Annotated in this window: 18 protein-coding genes; 6 read left to right on the top strand and 12 right to left on the bottom strand. The window is 68.4% G+C overall.

What is annotated here, in order from left to right; translation table 11 throughout:
* The first annotated feature begins 12 nt into the window (after positions 1 to 12).
* The gene (locus BM133_RS04945) at positions 13 to 1,446 is read left to right on the top strand and encodes an aldehyde dehydrogenase family protein (RefSeq protein ID WP_093432034.1); all 1,434 of its coding nucleotides are present in this window, start codon (positions 13 to 15) and stop codon (positions 1,444 to 1,446) included.
* Positions 1,447 to 1,571: 125 nt separating this feature from the next.
* Here BM133_RS04945 and BM133_RS04940 read toward each other — a convergent pair whose 3' ends face one another.
* Both BM133_RS04940 and BM133_RS04935 read right to left on the bottom strand, forming a co-directional pair.
* The gene (locus BM133_RS04940; RefSeq protein WP_093432033.1) at positions 1,572 to 2,501 is read right to left on the bottom strand and encodes a ZIP family metal transporter; all 930 of its coding nucleotides are present in this window, start codon (positions 2,499 to 2,501) and stop codon (positions 1,572 to 1,574) included.
* Between the two features lie 10 nt (positions 2,502 to 2,511).
* Complete coding sequence (locus BM133_RS04935; protein ID WP_093435056.1) at positions 2,512 to 3,153, bottom strand: superoxide dismutase; 642 nt, start codon at positions 3,151 to 3,153, stop codon at positions 2,512 to 2,514.
* Positions 3,154 to 3,341: 188 nt separating this feature from the next.
* On the opposite strand from BM133_RS04935, the gene BM133_RS04930 reads away from it, so the two are divergent.
* From BM133_RS04930 to glp, 5 genes are all read left to right on the top strand, one after another.
* The gene (locus BM133_RS04930; RefSeq protein ID WP_093432031.1) at positions 3,342 to 4,043 is read left to right on the top strand and encodes a hypothetical protein; all 702 of its coding nucleotides are present in this window, start codon (positions 3,342 to 3,344) and stop codon (positions 4,041 to 4,043) included.
* Positions 4,044 to 4,121: 78 nt separating this feature from the next.
* A complete protein-coding gene (locus BM133_RS04925; protein ID WP_093432030.1) occupies positions 4,122 to 5,405 on the top strand; it encodes a serine hydrolase domain-containing protein in 1,284 nt (427 codons plus the stop codon).
* Between the two features lie 68 nt (positions 5,406 to 5,473).
* Entirely contained in the window at positions 5,474 to 6,634 is a 1,161-nt protein-coding gene (gene moaA / locus BM133_RS04920; protein ID WP_093432028.1) for a GTP 3',8-cyclase MoaA, read from the top strand.
* 14 nt (positions 6,635 to 6,648) lie between these two features.
* A complete protein-coding gene (mobA, locus tag BM133_RS04915) occupies positions 6,649 to 7,287 on the top strand; it encodes a molybdenum cofactor guanylyltransferase MobA (protein WP_256219056.1) in 639 nt (212 codons plus the stop codon).
* Between the two features lie 5 nt (positions 7,288 to 7,292).
* A complete protein-coding gene (gene glp / locus BM133_RS04910) occupies positions 7,293 to 8,609 on the top strand; it encodes a molybdopterin molybdotransferase MoeA (RefSeq protein ID WP_093432025.1) in 1,317 nt (438 codons plus the stop codon).
* A 4-nt stretch (positions 8,610 to 8,613) separates the two neighbouring features.
* On the opposite strand, the gene BM133_RS04905 is transcribed toward glp, so the two are convergent.
* The 10 genes from BM133_RS04905 to BM133_RS04860 form a co-directional block, all read right to left on the bottom strand.
* Entirely contained in the window at positions 8,614 to 9,603 is a 990-nt protein-coding gene (locus BM133_RS04905) for an acetamidase/formamidase family protein (RefSeq protein ID WP_093432024.1), read from the bottom strand.
* A gap of 26 nt (positions 9,604 to 9,629) precedes the next feature.
* Complete coding sequence (locus BM133_RS04900) at positions 9,630 to 10,340, bottom strand: ABC transporter ATP-binding protein (protein WP_177224726.1); 711 nt, start codon at positions 10,338 to 10,340, stop codon at positions 9,630 to 9,632.
* Positions 10,330 to 11,052: an ABC transporter ATP-binding protein gene (locus tag BM133_RS04895; RefSeq protein ID WP_093432022.1), complete on the bottom strand. Its 723-nt coding sequence runs from the start codon at positions 11,050 to 11,052 to the stop codon at positions 10,330 to 10,332. The genes BM133_RS04900 and BM133_RS04895 overlap by 11 nt, the downstream gene beginning before the upstream one ends.
* The gene (locus BM133_RS04890; RefSeq protein ID WP_177224725.1) at positions 11,049 to 12,146 is read right to left on the bottom strand and encodes a branched-chain amino acid ABC transporter permease; all 1,098 of its coding nucleotides are present in this window, start codon (positions 12,144 to 12,146) and stop codon (positions 11,049 to 11,051) included. Before BM133_RS04890 ends, BM133_RS04895 begins: the two co-directional genes overlap by 4 nt.
* Positions 12,147 to 12,166: 20 nt before the next feature.
* A complete protein-coding gene (locus BM133_RS04885; protein WP_093432021.1) occupies positions 12,167 to 13,033 on the bottom strand; it encodes an ABC transporter permease subunit in 867 nt (288 codons plus the stop codon).
* A gap of 34 nt (positions 13,034 to 13,067) precedes the next feature.
* Positions 13,068 to 14,300 carry an urea ABC transporter substrate-binding protein gene (locus BM133_RS04880; RefSeq protein ID WP_093432019.1) on the bottom strand — a complete coding sequence of 411 codons (1,233 nt, stop codon included), beginning with the start codon at positions 14,298 to 14,300 and terminating at the stop codon, positions 13,068 to 13,070.
* 48 nt (positions 14,301 to 14,348) lie between these two features.
* A complete protein-coding gene (locus BM133_RS04875) occupies positions 14,349 to 15,749 on the bottom strand; it encodes an amidase (RefSeq protein WP_093432018.1) in 1,401 nt (466 codons plus the stop codon).
* A 142-nt stretch (positions 15,750 to 15,891) separates the two neighbouring features.
* Positions 15,892 to 17,304, bottom strand: coding sequence for an amidase (locus tag BM133_RS04870; RefSeq protein WP_093432016.1), 1,413 nt, complete (start codon positions 17,302 to 17,304; stop codon positions 15,892 to 15,894).
* Positions 17,301 to 17,525, bottom strand: coding sequence for a hypothetical protein (locus BM133_RS04865; protein WP_093432015.1), 225 nt, complete (start codon positions 17,523 to 17,525; stop codon positions 17,301 to 17,303). The genes BM133_RS04870 and BM133_RS04865 overlap by 4 nt, the downstream gene beginning before the upstream one ends.
* A gap of 142 nt (positions 17,526 to 17,667) precedes the next feature.
* Entirely contained in the window at positions 17,668 to 18,603 is a 936-nt protein-coding gene (locus tag BM133_RS04860; RefSeq protein WP_093432013.1) for a helix-turn-helix domain-containing protein, read from the bottom strand.
* Between the last annotated feature and the right edge of the window lie 77 nt (positions 18,604 to 18,680).

Below are 18,680 nucleotides of genomic sequence, written 5' to 3'. Positions count from 1 at the left end.
AAATCCCGCCCCATGCAGCTCAACTACATCGCCAACGCCGACGTCCCCTCCGCCTCCGGCCGCACCCTCCCCGTCATCGACCCTTCCGACGGCCAGCCCTTCGACGACATCCAGCGCAGCAACGCCGCCGACATCGATACCGCCGTGCGCGCCGCGCGCGACTGCTTCGAGGGTGTGTGGCACAAGGTCAGCGCCGCCGACCGCAGCCGCCTGCTCTACAAGCTCTCGCTGAAGATCGCCGAGCACGTCGACGAGCTCGCGCTGATCGAACAGCGCGATTGCGGCAAGCCCGTCAAGCAGGCGCGCGCCGACGCGGTGGCGCTGGTGCGCTACTTCGAGTTCTACGCCGGCGCCTGCGACAAGCTGCACGGCGAGACCATCCCCTACCAGGACGGCTACAGCGTCTTCACCTGGCGGGAACCACACGGCGTCACCGGCCACATCATTCCCTGGAACTACCCGATGCAGATCTTCGGGCGCAGCGTGGGCGGCGCGCTGGCGGCGGGCAACGTGTGCGTGGTCAAGCCGGCCGAAGACGCGTGCCTTTCGCTGATCCGCGTGGCGCAGCTCGCGGCCGAGGTCGGCTTTCCGGCCGGCGCGCTCAACATCGTGACGGGCTACGGCCATGAGGTGGGCGACGCACTCGCGCGGCACGAAGGCATCGACCACATCAGCTTCACCGGCAGCCCCAAGATCGGCACGCTGATCCAGCAGGTGGCGGCCGAGCGGCATTGCCCGGTCACGCTCGAGCTGGGCGGCAAGAGCCCGCAGATCATCTTCGCGGACGCCGACCTGGATGCGGCGATTCCCGTGGTCATCAACGCCATCGTGCAGAACGCCGGCCAGACCTGTTCGGCGGGCTCGCGCGTGCTGATCCAGCGCGCCATCTACGAGCCATTGCTCGAACGCCTGGGCCACGCCTTCGAGGCCCTGCGCGTCGGCCCTGCCGCGATGGACCTCGACGTGGGCCCGCTGATCCGCCAGACGCAGCAGCAGCGCGTGTGGGATTTCCTGAGCGACGCCCAACATGCCGGCATCCCGATGGTGGCGCAGGGCATCGTGGTCGACGAAGCGCCCGAAACCGGCTTCTATCAAGCCCCGACGCTGTTGCGCGACGTGCCGGTCGGCCACCGTCTTGCACAGGAAGAAGTGTTCGGTCCGGTGCTGGCAGCCATGCAGTTCGCCGACGAAGACGAAGCGGTGGCGCTGGCCAACGCCACGCAGTTCGGCCTCGTCGCCGGCGTGTGGACGGCCGACGGTGCGCGCCAGTTCCGCATGGCCCGGCGCGTGCGCAGCGGGCAGGTGTTCATCAACAACTACGGCGCGGGCGGCGGGGTCGAGCTGCCTTTCGGCGGCGTGAAGTCATCGGGCTACGGCCGTGAAAAGGGCTTCGAAGCGCTGTACGGCTTCACGACGCTGAAGACCGTGGCCGTCAAGCACGGCTAGCAATAGGCTCTCCCCCCAGGCTACGCGCACTTCGTGTCGCTTCGCCACCCCCCTCGCCGGGGGCGACACCAGCGGCCCGGCAAAGCCGGTTCCGCGGTGTCCCACGAAGGAGACGGGGAAAAGTATTACCCCAGCGCGGTGTCCAGCAGCATCATCAGCACGAAGCCGATCATCAGCCCGCTGGTGGCAAAGGCTTCGTGCCCCTTGCGGTGCGACTCGGGAATGATCTCGTGGCTGATGACGAACAGCATCGCGCCCGCCGCAAAGCCCAGCCCCCACGGCAGCAGGAGCGCCGAATGGCCGACGACCGCAGCGCCCAGCACCGCGCCCAGCGGCTCGACCAGGCCCGACGCCATGCCGATCGCCACCGCGAACCAGCGCTTGTAGCCGGCCGCCAGCAACGCCACCGCAACGACCAGCCCCTCCGGCACGTCCTGGATCGCAATGCCTGTGGCCAGCGCGTCGGCGCGCAGACCGTTGTTGCCCGCGTAGCCCACCCCGATGGCCAGGCCTTCGGGCACGTTGTGCAGCGCGATCGCGAACACGAAGAGCCAGGTGCGCCGCAGCTGCTTTGCCGACTGCCCTTCGCGCCCCTTGATGAAGTGCTCGTGCGGCAGCACGCGGTCCATCACCATGAGCACGATGCCGCCCAGCAGGATGGCTGCGCCGATCACGCTGCCCGCAGCCCAATTGCCGCCGCCGAAGACGCCGATGTTCTTTGCCGCGTCGAGCCCGGGAGTGATCAGCGAAAAGGCGCAGGCCGCCAGCATCACGCCGGCGCCGAAGCCGAAGAGCGTGTCCTGCAGCCGCTCGGGCAGCTTCTGCGAGAACACCACCGGGAGCGTGCCCAGCGCCGTTGCCAGCGCCGCCACCGAACCGCCGAGCCACGCGTTCCACACCACCGGGTCGGCCCGCACGAACTGCCAGAACTGCGACACCAGCGCCAACGCGCCGGCCGTGACGATGACCAGGCCGATCCATTCGCGCACCGAGGGCGTGGTCCTCGAGCGCGCCGTCGCGATCGTGCCCTGGGGGTGTTGCGGCTCGTCGTTCATGGCAATGTCCTCAGCCGCCGGTGGCGGTAGCGGCGGCATGGCGCCGGGCCACCTCGGCCCAGTTCACCACGTTGTAGAACGCCGCGATGTAGTCGGGGCGGCGGTTCTGGTACTTCAGGTAGTAGGCGTGCTCCCACACGTCCAGGCCGAGGATCGGCGTGTTGCCCGAACCGGTGCCACGCATGAGCGGGCTGTCCTGGTTGCCGCTGCTTTCCACCGCGAGCCTGCCGTCCTTGGCGACCGCGAGCCACGCCCAGCCGCTGCCGAAGCGCGTGAGAGCGGCCTTGGTGAAGGCTTCCTTGAAGGCGTCGAAGCCGCCGAGGTCGGCATCGATGGCCTTGGCGAGGTCGCCCGTGGGCGCGCCGCCACCGCCCTGGCCGGCCGGCGCCATCACGGTCCAGAACAGGCTGTGGTTGGCATGGCCGCCGCCGTTGTTGCGCACCGGTGCGCGCAGCGCCTCGGGCAGCCGGTCGATATCGACGATCAGTTGCTCGACCGGCATGCCTTCGTGCGGCGTGTCCTTGACGGCCGCATTGAGGTTGTTCACATAGGTCTGGTGGTGCTTGCCGTGGTGGATTTCCATCGTCTGCGCGTCGATGTGCGGCTCGAGCGCATCGAAGGCATAGGGCAAGGCTGGCAGGGTGTACGGCACGGTCGGAGGCTCCTTGGTCAAGAGCCCTTTGCGTCGTCGACGTGCTGCGTATTCAGGCGCTCAGATGATAGTAATTCTCATTGGCTGCGTCAAGATATCGCTCACGAGATGGCGTAAACAAGCCAAACGGTCACATGACGAAACGACCCCGATACACTGCCCCGCGTCTCCCTGAAGGCTTTGCACCGATGAAATTGCACCGCATCCTGCCTCTCGTGCCAGCGTTCCTGCTGCTGCTCGGCGCCGGCATCGCCAGCGCACAGATCGCCACCCCGCCGGCCGGCGACTACATCTACGAGGGCGGCGCGGGCTCGCTGCGCGTCAAGCCCAATGGGCACTTCGACATCTCCACCGTCGGCGCCAACGCCCACGTCTGCTCGCTCGACGGCACCATCGTTCGCGGCAAATCCAAGATCGAAGACACCGGCTGCGTGGTGAATTTCACCCTCAAGGGCGGCACGGTCGAGGTCAGCTCCAACGGCTCGGACGACTGCCGCCAGAGTTGCGGCGCTCGGGCCTCGTTCGAAGGCACCTACCTCAAGCCCAGCCCCGCCTGCACCGACAAGGCCGTGGCCGCCTCGCGCAAGACCTTCAAGCGCCAGTACGACGCCAAGGATTTCGCCGCCGCCCAGGCCACCCTCGCCCCCGTGCTGGGTGACTGCAGCAAGACGCTCGACTGGATCACCACCGGCCGCGTGCGCAACGACCTGGCGATCACGCAGTTCAGGCTCGGCGACCGCGCGGGGTGCCTCAAGACGCTGGAGCCACTGGCCGAAGACGCCGCGAAGACCGACCAGGGCGTGAAGGACTCCTACCCACCCGCCGACGCCGAGGACATCTTGCCGGTGGCCCGCGCCGCCCGCACGAACCTCAAGCTCTGCAAGGGATAGCCCCCGCACACTGAAACACCAGGCGGCGCCAAGACCGTCATGCCGACTTTCCATCAACGACAGGACGGAGACAACACCATGAAGTTCTTCCAGCGCACCCTGCGCACGGCCGTGCTCGGCCTGAGCCTGGCCGCGCCGCTGCTGGCCGCGGCGCAATCGCTGCCGACCGCCACCCCGGAGCGGGTCGGGCTCTCGACCGAGCGGCTGCAGATGCTCACCGATGTGCTCAAGGCCGACGTGGCCAGCGGCAAGATCCCCGGCGCGGTGCTGCTGGTGGCAAGGCAGGGCAAGGTGGCGTGGTTCGAGCCGGTCGGCAAGCTCGACCCCGCGGCGGGCACGCCGATGCAGCGCGACGGCATCTTCCGCATCTACTCGATGAGCAAGCCCATCACCACGGTGGCCGCGATGATGCTGGTGGAAGACGGCCGCCTGAAGCTCGACGACCCCGTCTCGACCTACCTGCCCGAGTACGCCAGCATGACCGTCGGCGTGGAGAAGCCAGGTGCCGACGGCAAGCCGGTGCTCGAGACCGTGCCCGCGCGCCGCCCGATCACCGTGCAGGACCTGATGCGCCACACCTCGGGCCTGACCTACGGCTTCTTCGGGCCGGGCCTGGTCAAGCAGGCCTACAACGCGGCGGGCCTCGGCGCCAACGACCCGACCCTGGCCGAGTTCTCGCAGCGCCTGGCCAAGCTGCCGCTGGCTTACCAGCCGGGCACGACCTGGGACTACAGCCAGTCGACCGACATCCTGGGCCGCGTGATCGAGGTCGTCTCGGGCCAGTCGCTCTACGCGTTCGAGAAGGCGCGCCTCTTCGATCCACTGGGCATGAAGGACACCACCTATTACGTGCCCGAGCCGACGCGCCAGCCGCGCATCGCCGAGCCGCTCCCCACCGACCGCAGCTTCGGCGTGGGCGCCGACCTGAACGATCCGCGCATCGTGCGCAAGCTCGAGTCGGGCGGCGGCGGGCTGGTGTCCACGGCCGGCGATTACGCGCGCTTTCTGCAGATGCTGCTGAACGGCGGCTCGCTCGAAGGCAAGCGCTACCTCGGTCCGCGCACCATCGCGCTGATGACCGCCGACCATTCCAACGCCGGCGCCGGCATCGTGCCCGGCCCGCTGTACCTGCCGGGTCCGGGCTACGGATTCGGCCTCGGCTTCGCGGTGCGCCGCAACGACGGCGAGGCGCCCTACCCCGCGGCCGGCGGCGAATACAACTGGGGCGGCGCGGGCGGCACCTACATGTGGGTGGACCCGAAGAACGAGATGTTCGTCGTGCTGATGCTGCAGTCGCCGAAATACCGGACACATTACAGATCCTTGACCCGGGACATGATTTATGCGGCCGTGATCAAGTAGCCTGCCGTATAGCCTGCGTTTCGCGGGCCCTTGAGGCCTGGCGCAAAATCGGGCCTTCCCACCACGCCATGAAGAACAGCAGCAGCAGCACCGTCATTCCGATCTCGCAGATCGGCCGCACGCCACCCGCCGTGGCCGTGCCGGACATCGCCGTGCCCGCCACGGGCCTGCTGCTCGACCGCCTGGGCCGTCCGCTGACCGACCTGCGCATCAGCGTGACCGACCGCTGCAACTTCCGCTGCAGCTACTGCATGCCCAAGGACGTGTTCGACAAGGACTACAAGTACCTGCCGCACAGCGCGCTCCTGAGTTTCGAGGAAATGACGCGCCTCGCGCGCCTGTTCGCAGCGCACGGCGTGCGCAAGATCCGGCTCACCGGCGGCGAGCCGCTCTTGCGCAAGAACATCGAGGGGCTGATCGAGCAGCTCGCCGAGATCCGCACACCCGACGGCCAGCCGCTGGCCCTCACCCTCACCACCAATGGCTCGCTGCTCGCACGCAAGGCCGCAGCGCTCAAGGCCGCCGGCCTGCAGCGCGTGACGGTGAGCCTGGACAGCCTGGACGACGCGGTCTTTCGCCACATGAACGACGTCGATTTCCCGGTGGCCGACGTGCTGGCCGGCATCGACGCGGCGCAGGCCGCGGGCCTTGGGCCCCTCAAGGTCAACATGGTGGTCAAGCGCGGCACCAACGAGCAGGAGATCCTGCCGATGGCGCGCTACTTCCGCGAGCACCATGGCGGCAACGTGGTGCTTCGCTTCATCGAATACATGGACGTGGGCGCCACCAACGGCTGGCGCATGGACGAGGTGCTGCCCTCGGCCGACGTCATCGCGCGCATCGCCGAAGAATTTCCGCTGGTGCCGCTCGAAGCCACCACGCCCGGCGAAACGGCCCAGCGCTGGGCCTATGCCGATGGCGGCGGCGAGATCGGCGTGATCAGCAGCGTGACCCAGGCCTTCTGCCACGACTGCAGCCGCGCACGCCTGTCGACCGAGGGCAAGCTGTACCTGTGCCTCTTCGCGAGCGCCGGCCACGACCTGCGCCCGCTGCTGCGCGGCGCCGCCAGCGACGACGACATCTCCTCGGCCATCGGCCACATCTGGCAGGGCCGGGCCGACCGCTACTCCGAGCTGCGCGCCCTGCGCGGCCCCGACCACGCCGCCGATCGCGGCGACGCCAACGACAAGGCGCCGCGCCGCGTCGAGATGAGCTACATCGGCGGATGACGCGGGCTGCCGCCATGCCCGCGCACCCCGCCATCGCGCCTGCCGACATCACCGGCTTGTTGCTGGCCGGTGGACGCGGCTCCCGCATGGGCGGTGTCGACAAGGGCCTGCAGAATTTCAACGGCGAGCCGCTCGCCCTGCATGCGATACGGCGGCTCGGCGCGCAGGTCGGCCAGGTGCTGGTCAATGCCAATCGGAATCTCGCGGCCTACGAAGCCTTCGGCGTTCCGGTCCTGGCCGACACCCTGGCGGACTACCCGGGGCCGCTCGCGGGTTTTCTCACGGGGCTTGCGCATTGCGCCACGCCCTTCCTGCTCACCGTGCCGTGCGACACGCCGCTGTTCCCGCTCGACCTGGCAGCACGCCTGTCCGAAGCGCTTGCCGCTGACGACGCAGAAATCGCCATGGTCAGCGCGCCGGATTCCGAAGGCGACGGTGGCCCCACGCTGCGCCCGCAACCCGTGTTCTGCCTCCTGCGCACCCACCTGCGCGAAAGCCTGCTGTGCTTCACCGATACCGGCGGCCGCAAGGTGCAGGCATGGACCGCGCAACACCGCACCGTGCTTGTCCCCTTCGATCGGCCCGGCGATGCGCCCGATGCCTTCTTCAACGCCAACACGCTCGCCGAATTGCAAGCACTCCAAAACCGATGAGCCCGATGAGCAGCCTCGCCGACATCGCCGCCGCCCTCCCGGGCCATGACACCGACGCACTGAGCGTCGATGCCGTCCAGGCCTTCCTGGCCCGGCTGGTCGCGCCCCTTGTCGTCACTGAGCGCGAGAGCGTGTCGCTGCGCGACGCGCTCGGCCGCGTGCTGGCCGAAGACATCGTCTCGCCGGTGAGCGTGCCGCCCCACGACAACTCGGCGATGGACGGCTACGCATTCGATGGCGCGATCCTTCCAACCGACGCCCCCGCCGACCACTCCATCCAGCTGCGCGTGGTGGGCACCGCGCTCGCCGGCGCGGCCTGGCGCGGCGCGCTGGCCCCGGGCGATGCGGTGCGCATCATGACCGGCGCGATGATGCCGGCCGGCCTGGACACCGTGATCCCGCAGGAGTTCTGCCAGGTCGAAGGCGACGTCGTGCGCTTTCCCGACCGCGTGCTGCGCCGCGGCGACAACCGCCGCTTCGCGGGCGAAGATTTGATGAAAGGCCAGCCGGCCCTCAGGCGCGGCGAGCGGCTCTCACCGGCCGCCCTCGGCATGGTCGCGAGCCTCGGGCTGCCGGGCGTGCCGGCGCTTCGGAAATTGCGCGTTGCGTACTTCTCGACCGGCGACGAGATCCTGTGCATCGGCGAGCCGCCGCGCGAAGGCGCGGTGTACGACTCCAACCGCTACACCGTGTTCGGCCTGCTCGCGCGCCTGGGCTGCGAGGTGATCGACCTGGGCCTCGTGCACGACGACCCCGCCACGCTGGCGGCGACGCTGCAACGCGCCGCGCGCGAAGCCGACGCGATCGTCACCAGCGGTGGCGTGAGCGTCGGCGCGGCCGACCACACGCGCGACGTGATGCAGCAGGTCGGCGAGATGGCCTTCTGGCATGTCGCGATGCGCCCCGGCCGTCCGCTGGCCGTGGGCCTGATTCCGCGCGATAGTGGCGAAGCCGCGGGCCCCGCCGTGCTGTTCGGCCTGCCCGGCAATCCGGTGGCCGTGATGGTCACCTTCCTCGCCTTCGTGCGGCCCGCGCTGCTGCGCATGATGGGTTGCCACGACGCGGCCTCGGCGCCGCCGCCGCTGCTGCGCGCACGCAGCGCCGGCCCCATCCGCAAGAAGCCCGGGCGCACCGAATACCAGCGTGGGTTCGTCAAGGCCGTGGCGGGTTCGTTGCCCGAGGTCTGCGTCGCCACCAACCAGGGCTCGGGCGTGCTGAGTTCGATGGTCGAGGCCAACGGGCTCGTGGTGCTGCATCACGACCAGGGCCACGTCGCCGCGGGCGAAGAGGTCGACGTGATGATGTTCGACGGCGCGATCTAGCGGCTCAGGGCGCCAGGTACTGCTTCGAGATTCCTGCGCCCACCGTGTACTTCGGGTCCACGAAATTCCCGAGCCGCACTTTGCCGCACTGGCTCAGCATCATGTAGGCGTCCCAGCGGTCATAGCCGTACTCCGCCTCCATCCAGAGGATGAGTTCCTTGTAGGCGATGCGGGTCGCGTCCTCCAGCGGCCGCGCGCTGCCGATCGCCATGATCATGTCCTGGGTCTCCAGCCGCGGCCATTCGAGCTTCCAGCCCTTGATGAGATCGACGCGGATGGTCGTGAGGCTCGGGTACTCCACCGCCGTGCCGCACACCTCGCCGTCGCCCTGGCAGGCGTGCGCATCGCCGATGAACAGGCGCCCGCCTTGCGTGCGCACCGGCAGGTAGGTGATGCTGCCGGGCCCCATGTCGGGCAGGTCCATGTTGCCGCCGTGCTGGTCGGGCGTGAGGCTGTTGATCGAGTCGATCTCGGGCGAGCAGCTCAGCGTGCCGATGTGCGGCTTGTAAGGCAAGGTGACGCGCTTGCTCCAATAGACGCCCTCTTCATCCACGTCGATCTTGCGCACCGTCTCGGGCAGCGGCTGGTTCAGCAGCGCGGTGAAGGCCGTGCCGCTGAGCGCGCCGAAGTCCGGAATCATGCAGCAGGTGCCGCGCGGATTGGGCCCGCGCGGCGCCATCGATTCGATGTGCACCGCGATCGTGTCGCCGGGCTCGGCGCCCTCGATCATGATCGGCCCGTTCTGCGGATTCACGAAGGGCATGGTCAGCACCTTGGAGGGCAGGTCCTGCTCGGTCTTGACCTTGCCGTCGAAGGCGTCGCGCGTCTCCACCACGATGCGGTCGCCGGGCTTCACCGTCATCACGGGCTCGGTGTAGGGACCGATGGTGAAGTGGAACTTGCCCTGCTTCGCTTCGGTGAGTTCGTGCGTGTCCACGCTGCGCCCACGGCCGAGGCCTCGCGTGTGCATGATCGATTGGTCGAGCCAGTTCATCGGGTGTTCTCCTTGATCGGTTTTGTTCAGAGCATCAGGTGCGCGCGCACCGCCTGCGCGTTCATCTGGCCGGGCTCGATGCGCCCGACGATGCGGCCCTTCTCCATGACGTAGGCGCGCTCGCCCACGTCCAGGATCGTGTCCAGGTTCTGCTCCACGAAAAGAATGGTGGTGCCCAGGTCGCGCCGTATCGCGCGGAGCACGTCGCAGATCAGCTGCACGATCGAGGGCTGAATGCCCTCCGAGGGCTCGTCCAGCAGCATCAGCGCGGGGTTCCCCACCAGCGCGCGGCCGATGGCCAGCTGCTGCTGCTCGCCGCCCGACATGGTGCCGGCCTGCTGGTTGCGGCGCTCCGCCAGGCGCGGGAAATACTGGTAGACCAAGTCGGGCTGCTTCTTGCCGCGCGGACCGCCGACCAGCTCGCCCACCATCAGGTTCTCGGCCACCGTCATGCGCGCGAACACCTCGCGCCCTTGCGGCACGTAGCCGATGCCCAGGCGCGCGCGCGCATCGCTCGACAGCGCCGCGATGTCCTGCCCCTGCAGCCGCACGCTGCCCCCGCGCGTGCGCAAAAGGCCCATCAGGCAGCGCATGGTGGTCGTCTTGCCGACGCCGTTGCGGCCGATGAGGCTCACGATCTCACCCTTGCGCACCTTCATGTCCACGCCCTGCAGGATGGGCGTCGCGCCATAGCTGGCCTGCAGCCCTTGAAGTTCGAGGATCGTCTCAGTGCTCATGCGTCTTCCCCAGGTAGATCTCGGCCACGCGCGGGTCCGCGATGATTTCGCCGATCGAGCCTTCGGCAAACACCTTGCCGAAGTGCAGCACCGTCACGCGCTGCGCGATCTGGCGGATGAAGGCCATGTCGTGCTCGACCACCAGCACCGTCATGCCCTCCGCGTTGAGCTTCTGGATCAGCTCGCCGGTCTTGAAGGTTTCCTCGGGCGAGAGTCCCGCCGTGGGCTCGTCCATGAGCAGCAGCACCGGCTTGAGCGCGAGTGCCATGCCGATCTCCAGCCACTGCTGCTGGCCGTGGGCGAGTTCACCGGCGAGCTTGCCGGCGTCCTGCGCGAGATCCAGCAATTCGAGCAGCCGGTCTTCCTCGCGCTTGAGGTCCGCCAGGCGCGTGTGGTGCTGCAGCGCGATGTGGATGTTCTGCCGCACCGGGAGCTCCTTGAACACGCTGGGCGCCTGCATCTTGATGCTCATGCCCTGCTGCACGCGCCGGAACGGACGCTCGCGCGTCACGTCGCGCCCCTGGAACGCGATGCTTCCCTCCGAGGCCTCGTGCGTGCCCACGATGAGCTTGAACAGCGTGCTCTTGCCCGCGCCGTTGGGCCCGATGAGGCAATGGATCTCGCCCTGGCGCACCGACAGGTCGACCTCCGACACCGCCGCGTGGCCGCCGAAGCGCTTGGAGAGCGCCCGCGTTTCGAGCAAGGCGTTCATGCGCGGGCCTCCTCTTGGGAGGTGGGCACGGTGGGCACGGCGGACACCGTGGACTCCTTCGGACGGCGGCGCACGAACAGCCGCCGCACCGCCTGCACCACGCCGATCACGAAGCCCTGCGGCGCCACCATCACCGTGCACAGCAGCATCGCGCCCATCAACAGCAGCGCCGCCTGCTGGCTGTAGACCGTGATCGTCTGGAAGGCCCAGAGCACCAGGAACGAACCCACCAGCGTGGCGGTGATGTCGCCCCGCCCCGAGAACGCGACCCACACGATCGGCATCGCCGCGGCCGGCAGCCCCACGCTGGCCGGCGTGATGAACTGGCCCCACGAGGTGTAGAGCACGCCGCTCAGGCCCGCCAACGTGGAGCCGATCACGAAGGTGGCGAGCTGGTATTTGCGCACGTCGTAGCCCAGCAGCTCGGCGCGCTGCGGGTCTTCGCGCACGGCGACGATCACGTTGCCGAAGCGCGAGTTCAGCATCATGCGAAGGCCCAGGTACACCACGAGGATCAGCGCCACCACCAGGTAGTACAGCGCGATGCCGTCGAACACCAACGGATCGTCGCCGGACCACGGGATGTTCAGCGGCGCCATGTCCTTCATGCCGTTGAAGCCGTTCAGCCGCGCGCTGCCGATGTGCCATTCGGGCCCGGCCGTCTGCCCTAGGAAGAAGGCCAGCACCAGCGTGGCCGAGAGCGTGACGATGCCGAAGAATACGCCGCCCACGCGCCCCCAGATCATGAAGTAGCCCAGCACCGCCGCGGCCGCCGCCGCCAGGCACAGCGCGATCGCCAGCGCGAGGAAGGTGGTGCCCGCGTCGCCGCCGAGGTTGACCGCAGCCACGCCATAGCCGTAGCCCGCGATGCCGAAGAAGAAGGTCTGGCCGAACGACAGCATGCCGCCGTAGCCCCAGACCACGCACAGGCCCATGGCCATGAACACCCAGGTCAGCAGGTAGGCCATGTTGCCCACGTCGTAGCCGTCGGCGAAGGCCGGGTACAACAGCACCGCCGCGAGCACCGCGATGAAGGGAAGCCAGAAGACGCGGGTGGCACCCAGCGTCTGCGGTCCGTTGATGAGTTGGAACATTCGTGTGACTCCGTGCAGGTTCAGCGCGTCTTGCGGGCCAGCCATCCGGACACCCCTTCGGGCAGGATGCGGATCACCACGATCACGGCCAGCAGCATGCCGATCTGCCCCACGATCTGCCCGCCCCAGCCATTGAGGCCGGTGCGGATCACCGCGAGCAAAATGCCGGCGGGCGCGGTGCCCAGCAGCACGTTGGCGCCGCCCACCACCACCGTGACGAAAGCCTCGACCAGGAAGGCCGCGCCCATCGTCGGTATCAGCGTCATGGTGGGCGCATAGAGCGCCCCGCACAGGCCCGCCAGCGCCGCGCCGATGCCGAAGCTCAGCGCATACACCCGGCCCACGCGCACGCCGGTGGCCTGCGCGATCGAGGCGTTCTGCATCGTGGCGCGCGCATGCACGCCGAAGCGGGTGCGCATGAAGATGAAGTAGATGCCGCCCAGCACCGCCACGGCCGCTGCGAACAGCACCATGCGGTAGACCGAGAAGGTGTAGTCGCCCACCACGAAGCTGCCCTCGGGCGTGCCCACGCCGGTGAGCGTGGAGCCGAAGACCAGCAGCATGCCCTGCGTCACGATGAGGCTCAGGCCCCAGGTGGCCAGCAGCGAATCGAGCGGCCGCTTGTAGAGCTTGCGCACCAGGCTCCACTCCACGGCCACGCCGATCAGCCCCGCGGCGAGCGTGCCGCACAGTTGCGCGAGCGGCAGCGGAAAGCCCGCGTGCACCAGGCCCACGGTGACGTAGGCGCCGCACATGATGAATTCGCCATGCGCCATGTTGATCACGCCCATCATCCCGAACACGATGGCCAGGCCGGCCGCCGAGAGGATGAGGAACGCGAACACGTCGGCGAACTGGTAGAAGAACGAGAAGATTTCGGCGAACACCGCTGCTCCCTGCTGGACCGGTCGATCGGATGGGTCAGAGCTTCTTGGGCAGGTCCGACGGCGTGTACTGCTTGCGGTCGTTCTTCTTGGTGAGGTCGCAGCCGATCTTGCCGAGCCAGTACGGCTGGATCGTTCCGTAGTCCTTGAGCACCTTCACGTTGTGCTTCTCGTCCACCGCGATCAGGCGCATCTCGTGCGAGGCGTGCTGGCTCTTGGGGTCGATGCAGACCTTGCCTTCGGCCGCCTCGATGCAGGCCTCGCCCGAGGCGATCACCTTGCGCAGGTCCGCCAGCTTGGTCGACTTGGCCTTCTCGGCCATCGTCTTGTACATGTAGAGCGCGTTGTAGGCGTTGTAGCCCATGTCGTTGATGTAGGGCTCATCCGGGAACTTGGCGTGCCAGCGCTTCTTGAACTCGTTGGCCGCGGGCGTGTCGATTTCCTCGAACCAGTTGGCCGTGGCGTGCATGCGGTTGAGCGCGGGCGGCGCGAAGCGCTTGTGCTCGAAGCCCAGCATGACCTTCACCGACGAGCCCATCGGCAGGTTCAGCTTGGCGGCCGCGGCCTGCTCGAAGAACGAGTCCTGCGCGGCGCCCACGTTGAGCATCAGGAGCCAGTCGGGCTTGGCCTTCTGGATGTTCTGGATGGTCTGCGCGAACTGCGAGACGCCCAGCGGAATGAATTCCTCGCCGACCACCGTGCCGCCCACGTCTTTCAGGATCGTGCGGTTCCACTCGGCGGAGATCTGGCCGAAGTTGTAGTCGGCCGCGACCACGTAGACCTTCTTGCCGAACTTCTCGACCATGTAGGGAATGAGCGTGGAGAACTGCTGCTCGGGCACCGCGCCCATGCTGATCATGTTGGCATCGCACACGCCGCCTTCGTACTGGTTGGTATAGAAGTACGGCGTCTGCGTGCGGTCGACGATCGGGCGAATGGCTTCACGCGAGGCCGAGGTGATGCCGCCGATCAGCACGTCCACCTTGTCCTTGCTCAAGAGGCGCCGCGTGAACTCCTGGTAGCGCGCGTTGTCGCCCTGCGGGTCCAGGTGGATGAGCTCGATCTGCCGGCCCAGGATGCCGCCGGCCTTGTTGATCTCTTCCACCGCCAGTTGCGAGCCATCGAGCTTGGGCTTGCCCAGCACGGCGAGGTCGCCCGAGACGTCTTCCATCAAGCCGATCTTCAGCGGCTCGGCGGCCATGGCAGCGGCCGCAGCGGTGGCCAGCACCATCGTGCAGCCCAGGGAGAAAAGCGCGTGACGTAGTTTCATGGTGATGTGCTTTCAGGGGGAGAAAAAAGAAAAGGAAGTGGCGGCGGCTCAGAGCGCCGGATGCCGGCGGTGCCAGTCGGTGACCTCTTGGAAGGCCGCCCCCGCGCGCACCAGCAGTGCCTCGTCGAAATGCCGCGCGACGAACTGGAACGCCACCGGCATGCCGCCCGCGGTGAAGCCGCCGGGCAGCGTGATGGTCGGGCTGCCGGTCATGTCGAAGGGGCAGGTGTAGCGCAGCATCGCGGCCATGAGGTCGGCATCGACGCCCATCTGCGCCATGCGCTCCATGGTCGGCGAGGCGATGCCCGTGGCGGGGATCAGCAGCAGGTCGATGTCCTCGAACATCGCGCGCACCTTGCCGCTGAAGTCGTGGCGGCGCAGCACGATCTTCTGGTAGTCCACGCCGCGCTGGGCGAGGCCCAGGTCGATGAGACCTGCGACCGCGGGGCCGTACATGTCCTTGCGCGACGGATAGGTCTTCTCGTGCACCACGGCCGCCTCGATGCCGCACAGCGGAAACCAGTCCTCGATGGCCTGCGCGGGATCGGGAAAGCGCACCTCGCGCAGATCGCCGCCGAGCGCGCGCACCGCGGCGATGGCGGCGTCCAGCACCTCGCGCGTCGGCGCATCGACGCCCTCGGTGGTCCAGCGCGTGTCGATGCCGATGCGAAGGCCCGCAATGCCCTTGCCGATATCGGCGAGGTAGTCGGGCACCGGCGCGAGGCTGGCCGTCGGGTCGTTCACGTCGGCGCCGGCAATCGCGCCGAGCATCGCACCCGCATCGGCCGCGCTGCGTGTCATCGGGCCGATGTGGTCGAGCGTCGCGGCCAGTTCGAACGCGCCGTAGCGGCTCACGCGGCCCCAGGTCGGCTTCAAGCCCGTGAGGCCGTTGGCGGCAGAGGGAAAGCGGATGGAGCCGCCGGTGTCGGTGCCCAGCGAGCCGTAGCACAGGCCCGCCGCGGTCGCGACGCCCGAGCCGCTGGACGACACGCCCGGCCAGTGCGCCGCGTTCCACGGATTGACCGGCGGCGCGACCGAAGGATGGTGGTCCGCATAGGCGCTCTCGGTGAGCTGCAGCTTGCCCAGGATGACGGCGCCCGCCTCGCGCAGCTTGCGCACCACGGTGCCATCGGCGGTGGGCACGAAGTCCTTGTAGAGCGTCATGCCGGCGGCGGTCGGCACGCCTTCGGTCCAGCACAGGTCCTTGATGGCGATCGGCACGCCGTGCAGCGGGCCGCGGATCTCGCCCTTGGCGATTTCCGCTTCGGCGCGCGCCGCCTCGGCGAGCGCGGAGTCGCCGAGCACCCGCACATAGCTCTTGAGCTTTCCATCGAGCGCGTCGATGCGCTCGAGCTGCGCCTTCGTCACCTCCACGGGCGAGAGTTCCTTGGCCTGGATGCGGCGGCCGACTTCCAGAAGTTCGAGGTAGTGCAGATCGTTGTCCGGCATGGCTGGGAGACTCCGTTTCGTTGTGGATCAGGGCGAGGAACAGGCTTGTCTGAAGCTGCCCATCGAAGGTATCGAAGGGCCGCCGCGAACGCTTGGCTCGCAGCGCCATCTCGATGTGCTGGAGCGGCCAGCAACGCTTTTTTCAGCGCAGCACGGGCGCGCGCTTGTGGAAGTGCGTGGCCTGCTGGAAGGCATGGCCCACGCGCAGCAGCGTGGCCTCGGCGAAGGGCCGGCCGATGATCTGCATGCCGATGGGCAGCCCGTCCGGATCGAACCCGCAGGGCACGTTCAGCGAAGGCAGCCCCGTGAGGCTGGCCACGCCGGTGAACTGCATGATCGCGGAGAGCATGTCTTCCTCCTGCCCGGGCTCGATCTCCACGCGCGTCTCGCCGATGCGGGTGGCGACGAAGGGCAGCGACGGGCAGACGAACACGTCCACCCGCTTGAAGGCCTCCAGGAATTCGGCGCGCAGCAGCGCGCGGTAGCGCTGGGCCTGCAGGTACTGCGTGGCGAGCAGCAGTTCGCCGACCTCCAGCAGGGTGCGCACGTCGTCGCCGTAGTCTTCGGGGCGCTCCCGAAGGTTGCGCTGGTGGTAGGTGCTGGGCTCGGCCGATTCGATGGTGAGCTGCGCGGAGATGTTGCCGTGGATGTTGCGGATGTCGATGTCGACCAGCTCGGCGCCCAGGTCGACGAAGCCGGCCAGCGCCTCCTTCACCGCGTCGTGCACCGGCGCCTGCAGGTGCTCGAAGAAGTAGCCGGGCACGATGCCGATGCGCAGGCCGCGGCAGCCGCCGCCCAGGTCCTGCAGGTAGTCGTCGCAGGCGCGTTGCGCGCTGCCCGCGTCCTTCGGATCGAAGCCCGCGATGGCGCCGAACATCAGCGCGCAGTCTTCGACGGTGCGCGTCATCGGGCCCACCGTGTCCATGCTCCACGCGAGCGGGACCACGCCGTGGTTGCTGACCCGCCCGTAGGTCGGTCGCAGGCCCACGATGCCGTTGATGGCCGACGGCAGGCGGATCGAGCCGCCCGTGTCGGTGCCGATCGCGCCGAAGCAGAAACGCGCCGCCACCGCCACCGCCGAGCCGCCGCTGGAGCCGGCCGGAAAACGCGCCGGGTCCCAGGGGTTGCGCACCGCGCCGTAGTGCGGATTGGCCGAGGTGCCGCCCCAGGCGAACTCGTGCATGTTGGTCTTGCCGATGAAGATCGCGCCGGCCTGGCGCAGCCGCGTGGTCACGGTGGCGTCGGCCTCGGGCACCCAGTCGGCCAGGATCTTGCTGCCCGCCGTGGTGCGGCTGCCGCGCACCGCCACGTTGTCTTTCAGCGCGAGCGGAATGCCCTGCAGCGGGCCGAGTTCATGGCCCGCGCCCGAGAGCAGTTCGGCCGCGCGCGCCACCTGCATCGCCTGCTCCTCGAACACGGTGATGAACGACCGGAGCACGCCGTCGTGCGCGCGGATGCGTGCGAGCGATGCCTCCACCAGCTCCACGGGCGAGACCTTGCGCGCGCGCACCAGGCGCGCGGCTTCGGCCAGGCCGAGTTCGAGCAGTTCGCTCATGCCGCGTCCTCGGGCAGTTCGTGCGCATGCGCGAAGGCGGTGACCGGCATCAGCTGGCGGTAGGCCGCATCGCTCATCTTGCGGCTCAGTTCGTTGGCCGCGGGAATCCAGGCGGACAGCACCGCCTGGACCGCGGCGCGGCGCTCGGGGCTCAGGTCCAGGGCCGCGCAGCGGGCGAGCGCACCGACATCGACCGCATCTGCGGGCGGGGAAGCATTCATCGTCGTCTCCGTTCGTGAAGGAAGCTGGTGGACTTCACGATAGGGAGCAACGCCGCGCGCGGCTTGGCTGCAAAGGCCAGCGCGATGGGCTGGAACCGCCAACCTCCCCGCGCGCGGCGGAAAGCCGGCTGTGGTGACGCGCTCAGTGCCCGCGCAGCAGCGTCTGCGGCGTCACGCCATAGGCCTTCTTGAAGACCCGGCAGAAATGCGAGAGATCGCTGAAGCCGTACTGGAACGCCGCCTGCGTGACCTGCCGCACGCGGCCTTCGCGCAGCGCGCTGTGGCTCGCCTCCAGCCGCTGCTTCCAGAGCCACTGGATCGGCGTGGTGCCATGCTCGGCGAACACGCGCGCGAGCGTGCGGGCGGACACGTGCTGCGCGGAGGCGATCTGCTCGACATCGAGTTCGCAATCGTCCAGGTGCGCGGCGATGTAGTCGCGCGTCTTCTGGAACAGCACGTTGTGCGAGGACTGCACGGCGTCGGTGCATCCGACCTGGAACTGCAGCACCGCCGAGAGCATGTCCAGCAGCGAACTCGCAAGACTCGCCTGCATGCCCTCCTGCCCCGACAACTCGAGCACCGCGGCTTCGCGGATCATGCTGCCCAGCAGCCTGGCGATGGGATGGCCGTTGGCCAGGTGCATGGCCGTCAGGTTCTGGGCCTCGGGAAACCTGCAGAGCAGTTGCAAGCGGGGAATGCGCACGAGCAGGTTCGACTCGGGCAAGAGATCGAAGGTGAAGGGGCGCGCGGCGTCGTAGAGAATGATGTCGCCGTTGCGCTGCACCACCTCGCGGCCCGACTGCGACAGCACGCCGTGCCCGGACACCATGAGGCTCAGCATGAAGTCTTCGTTCGGCCCGCTGCGCAGGTGCTGCGCGTCGCGCTCCCAGTAGTGGCGCGGCGAGGACATCTCGGCGAGCGTGAGGTTGCCGAGCGAACGGACGGAGAAGTGCGCGTTGAAATGCTCGCGGTCCGGCACGCGGCTCGCGGCGGGTATGAAGTGCTTGCGCACCACATCGCTCCAGTAGTCGAAGCGCTGGCTGCGTTCGACCGTGTCCGTTGAGTAGTCGAGGTTCATGCTGCGAACGAATGGACGGTGCCACCGGCGGGTGGAATCTCAAAACCCAAGCAACAATCGTGCCCCTGCGTCGGCCG

It is taken from the genome of Variovorax sp. 770b2, from assembly GCF_900115685.1.
Classification (GTDB): domain Bacteria; phylum Pseudomonadota; class Gammaproteobacteria; order Burkholderiales; family Burkholderiaceae_C; genus Variovorax.
The sequence above is the reverse complement of the archived record's forward strand: the minus strand, read 5'-3'. Positions and strand labels throughout refer to the sequence as shown.

Coding starts and splice junctions, on each gene's coding strand:
- BM133_RS04945 (WP_093432034.1), top strand. CDS start 13: ATGCAGCTCAACTACATCGCCAACGCCGACGTCCCCTCCGCCTCCGGC.
- BM133_RS04940 (WP_093432033.1), bottom strand. CDS start 2,501: ATGAACGACGAGCCGCAACACCCCCAGGGCACGATCGCGACGGCGCGC.
- BM133_RS04930 (WP_093432031.1), top strand. CDS start 3,342: ATGAAATTGCACCGCATCCTGCCTCTCGTGCCAGCGTTCCTGCTGCTG.
- BM133_RS04925 (WP_093432030.1), top strand. CDS start 4,122: ATGAAGTTCTTCCAGCGCACCCTGCGCACGGCCGTGCTCGGCCTGAGC.
- moaA (WP_093432028.1), top strand. CDS start 5,474: ATGAAGAACAGCAGCAGCAGCACCGTCATTCCGATCTCGCAGATCGGC.
- mobA (WP_256219056.1), top strand. CDS start 6,649: ATGCCCGCGCACCCCGCCATCGCGCCTGCCGACATCACCGGCTTGTTG.
- glp (WP_093432025.1), top strand. CDS start 7,293: ATGAGCAGCCTCGCCGACATCGCCGCCGCCCTCCCGGGCCATGACACC.
- BM133_RS04905 (WP_093432024.1), bottom strand. CDS start 9,603: ATGAACTGGCTCGACCAATCGATCATGCACACGCGAGGCCTCGGCCGT.
- BM133_RS04900 (WP_177224726.1), bottom strand. CDS start 10,340: ATGAGCACTGAGACGATCCTCGAACTTCAAGGGCTGCAGGCCAGCTAT.
- BM133_RS04895 (WP_093432022.1), bottom strand. CDS start 11,052: ATGAACGCCTTGCTCGAAACGCGGGCGCTCTCCAAGCGCTTCGGCGGC.
- BM133_RS04890 (WP_177224725.1), bottom strand. CDS start 12,146: ATGTTCCAACTCATCAACGGACCGCAGACGCTGGGTGCCACCCGCGTC.
- BM133_RS04880 (WP_093432019.1), bottom strand. CDS start 14,300: ATGAAACTACGTCACGCGCTTTTCTCCCTGGGCTGCACGATGGTGCTG.
- BM133_RS04875 (WP_093432018.1), bottom strand. CDS start 15,749: ATGCCGGACAACGATCTGCACTACCTCGAACTTCTGGAAGTCGGCCGC.
- BM133_RS04870 (WP_093432016.1), bottom strand. CDS start 17,304: ATGAGCGAACTGCTCGAACTCGGCCTGGCCGAAGCCGCGCGCCTGGTG.
- BM133_RS04865 (WP_093432015.1), bottom strand. CDS start 17,525: ATGAATGCTTCCCCGCCCGCAGATGCGGTCGATGTCGGTGCGCTCGCC.
- BM133_RS04860 (WP_093432013.1), bottom strand. CDS start 18,603: ATGAACCTCGACTACTCAACGGACACGGTCGAACGCAGCCAGCGCTTC.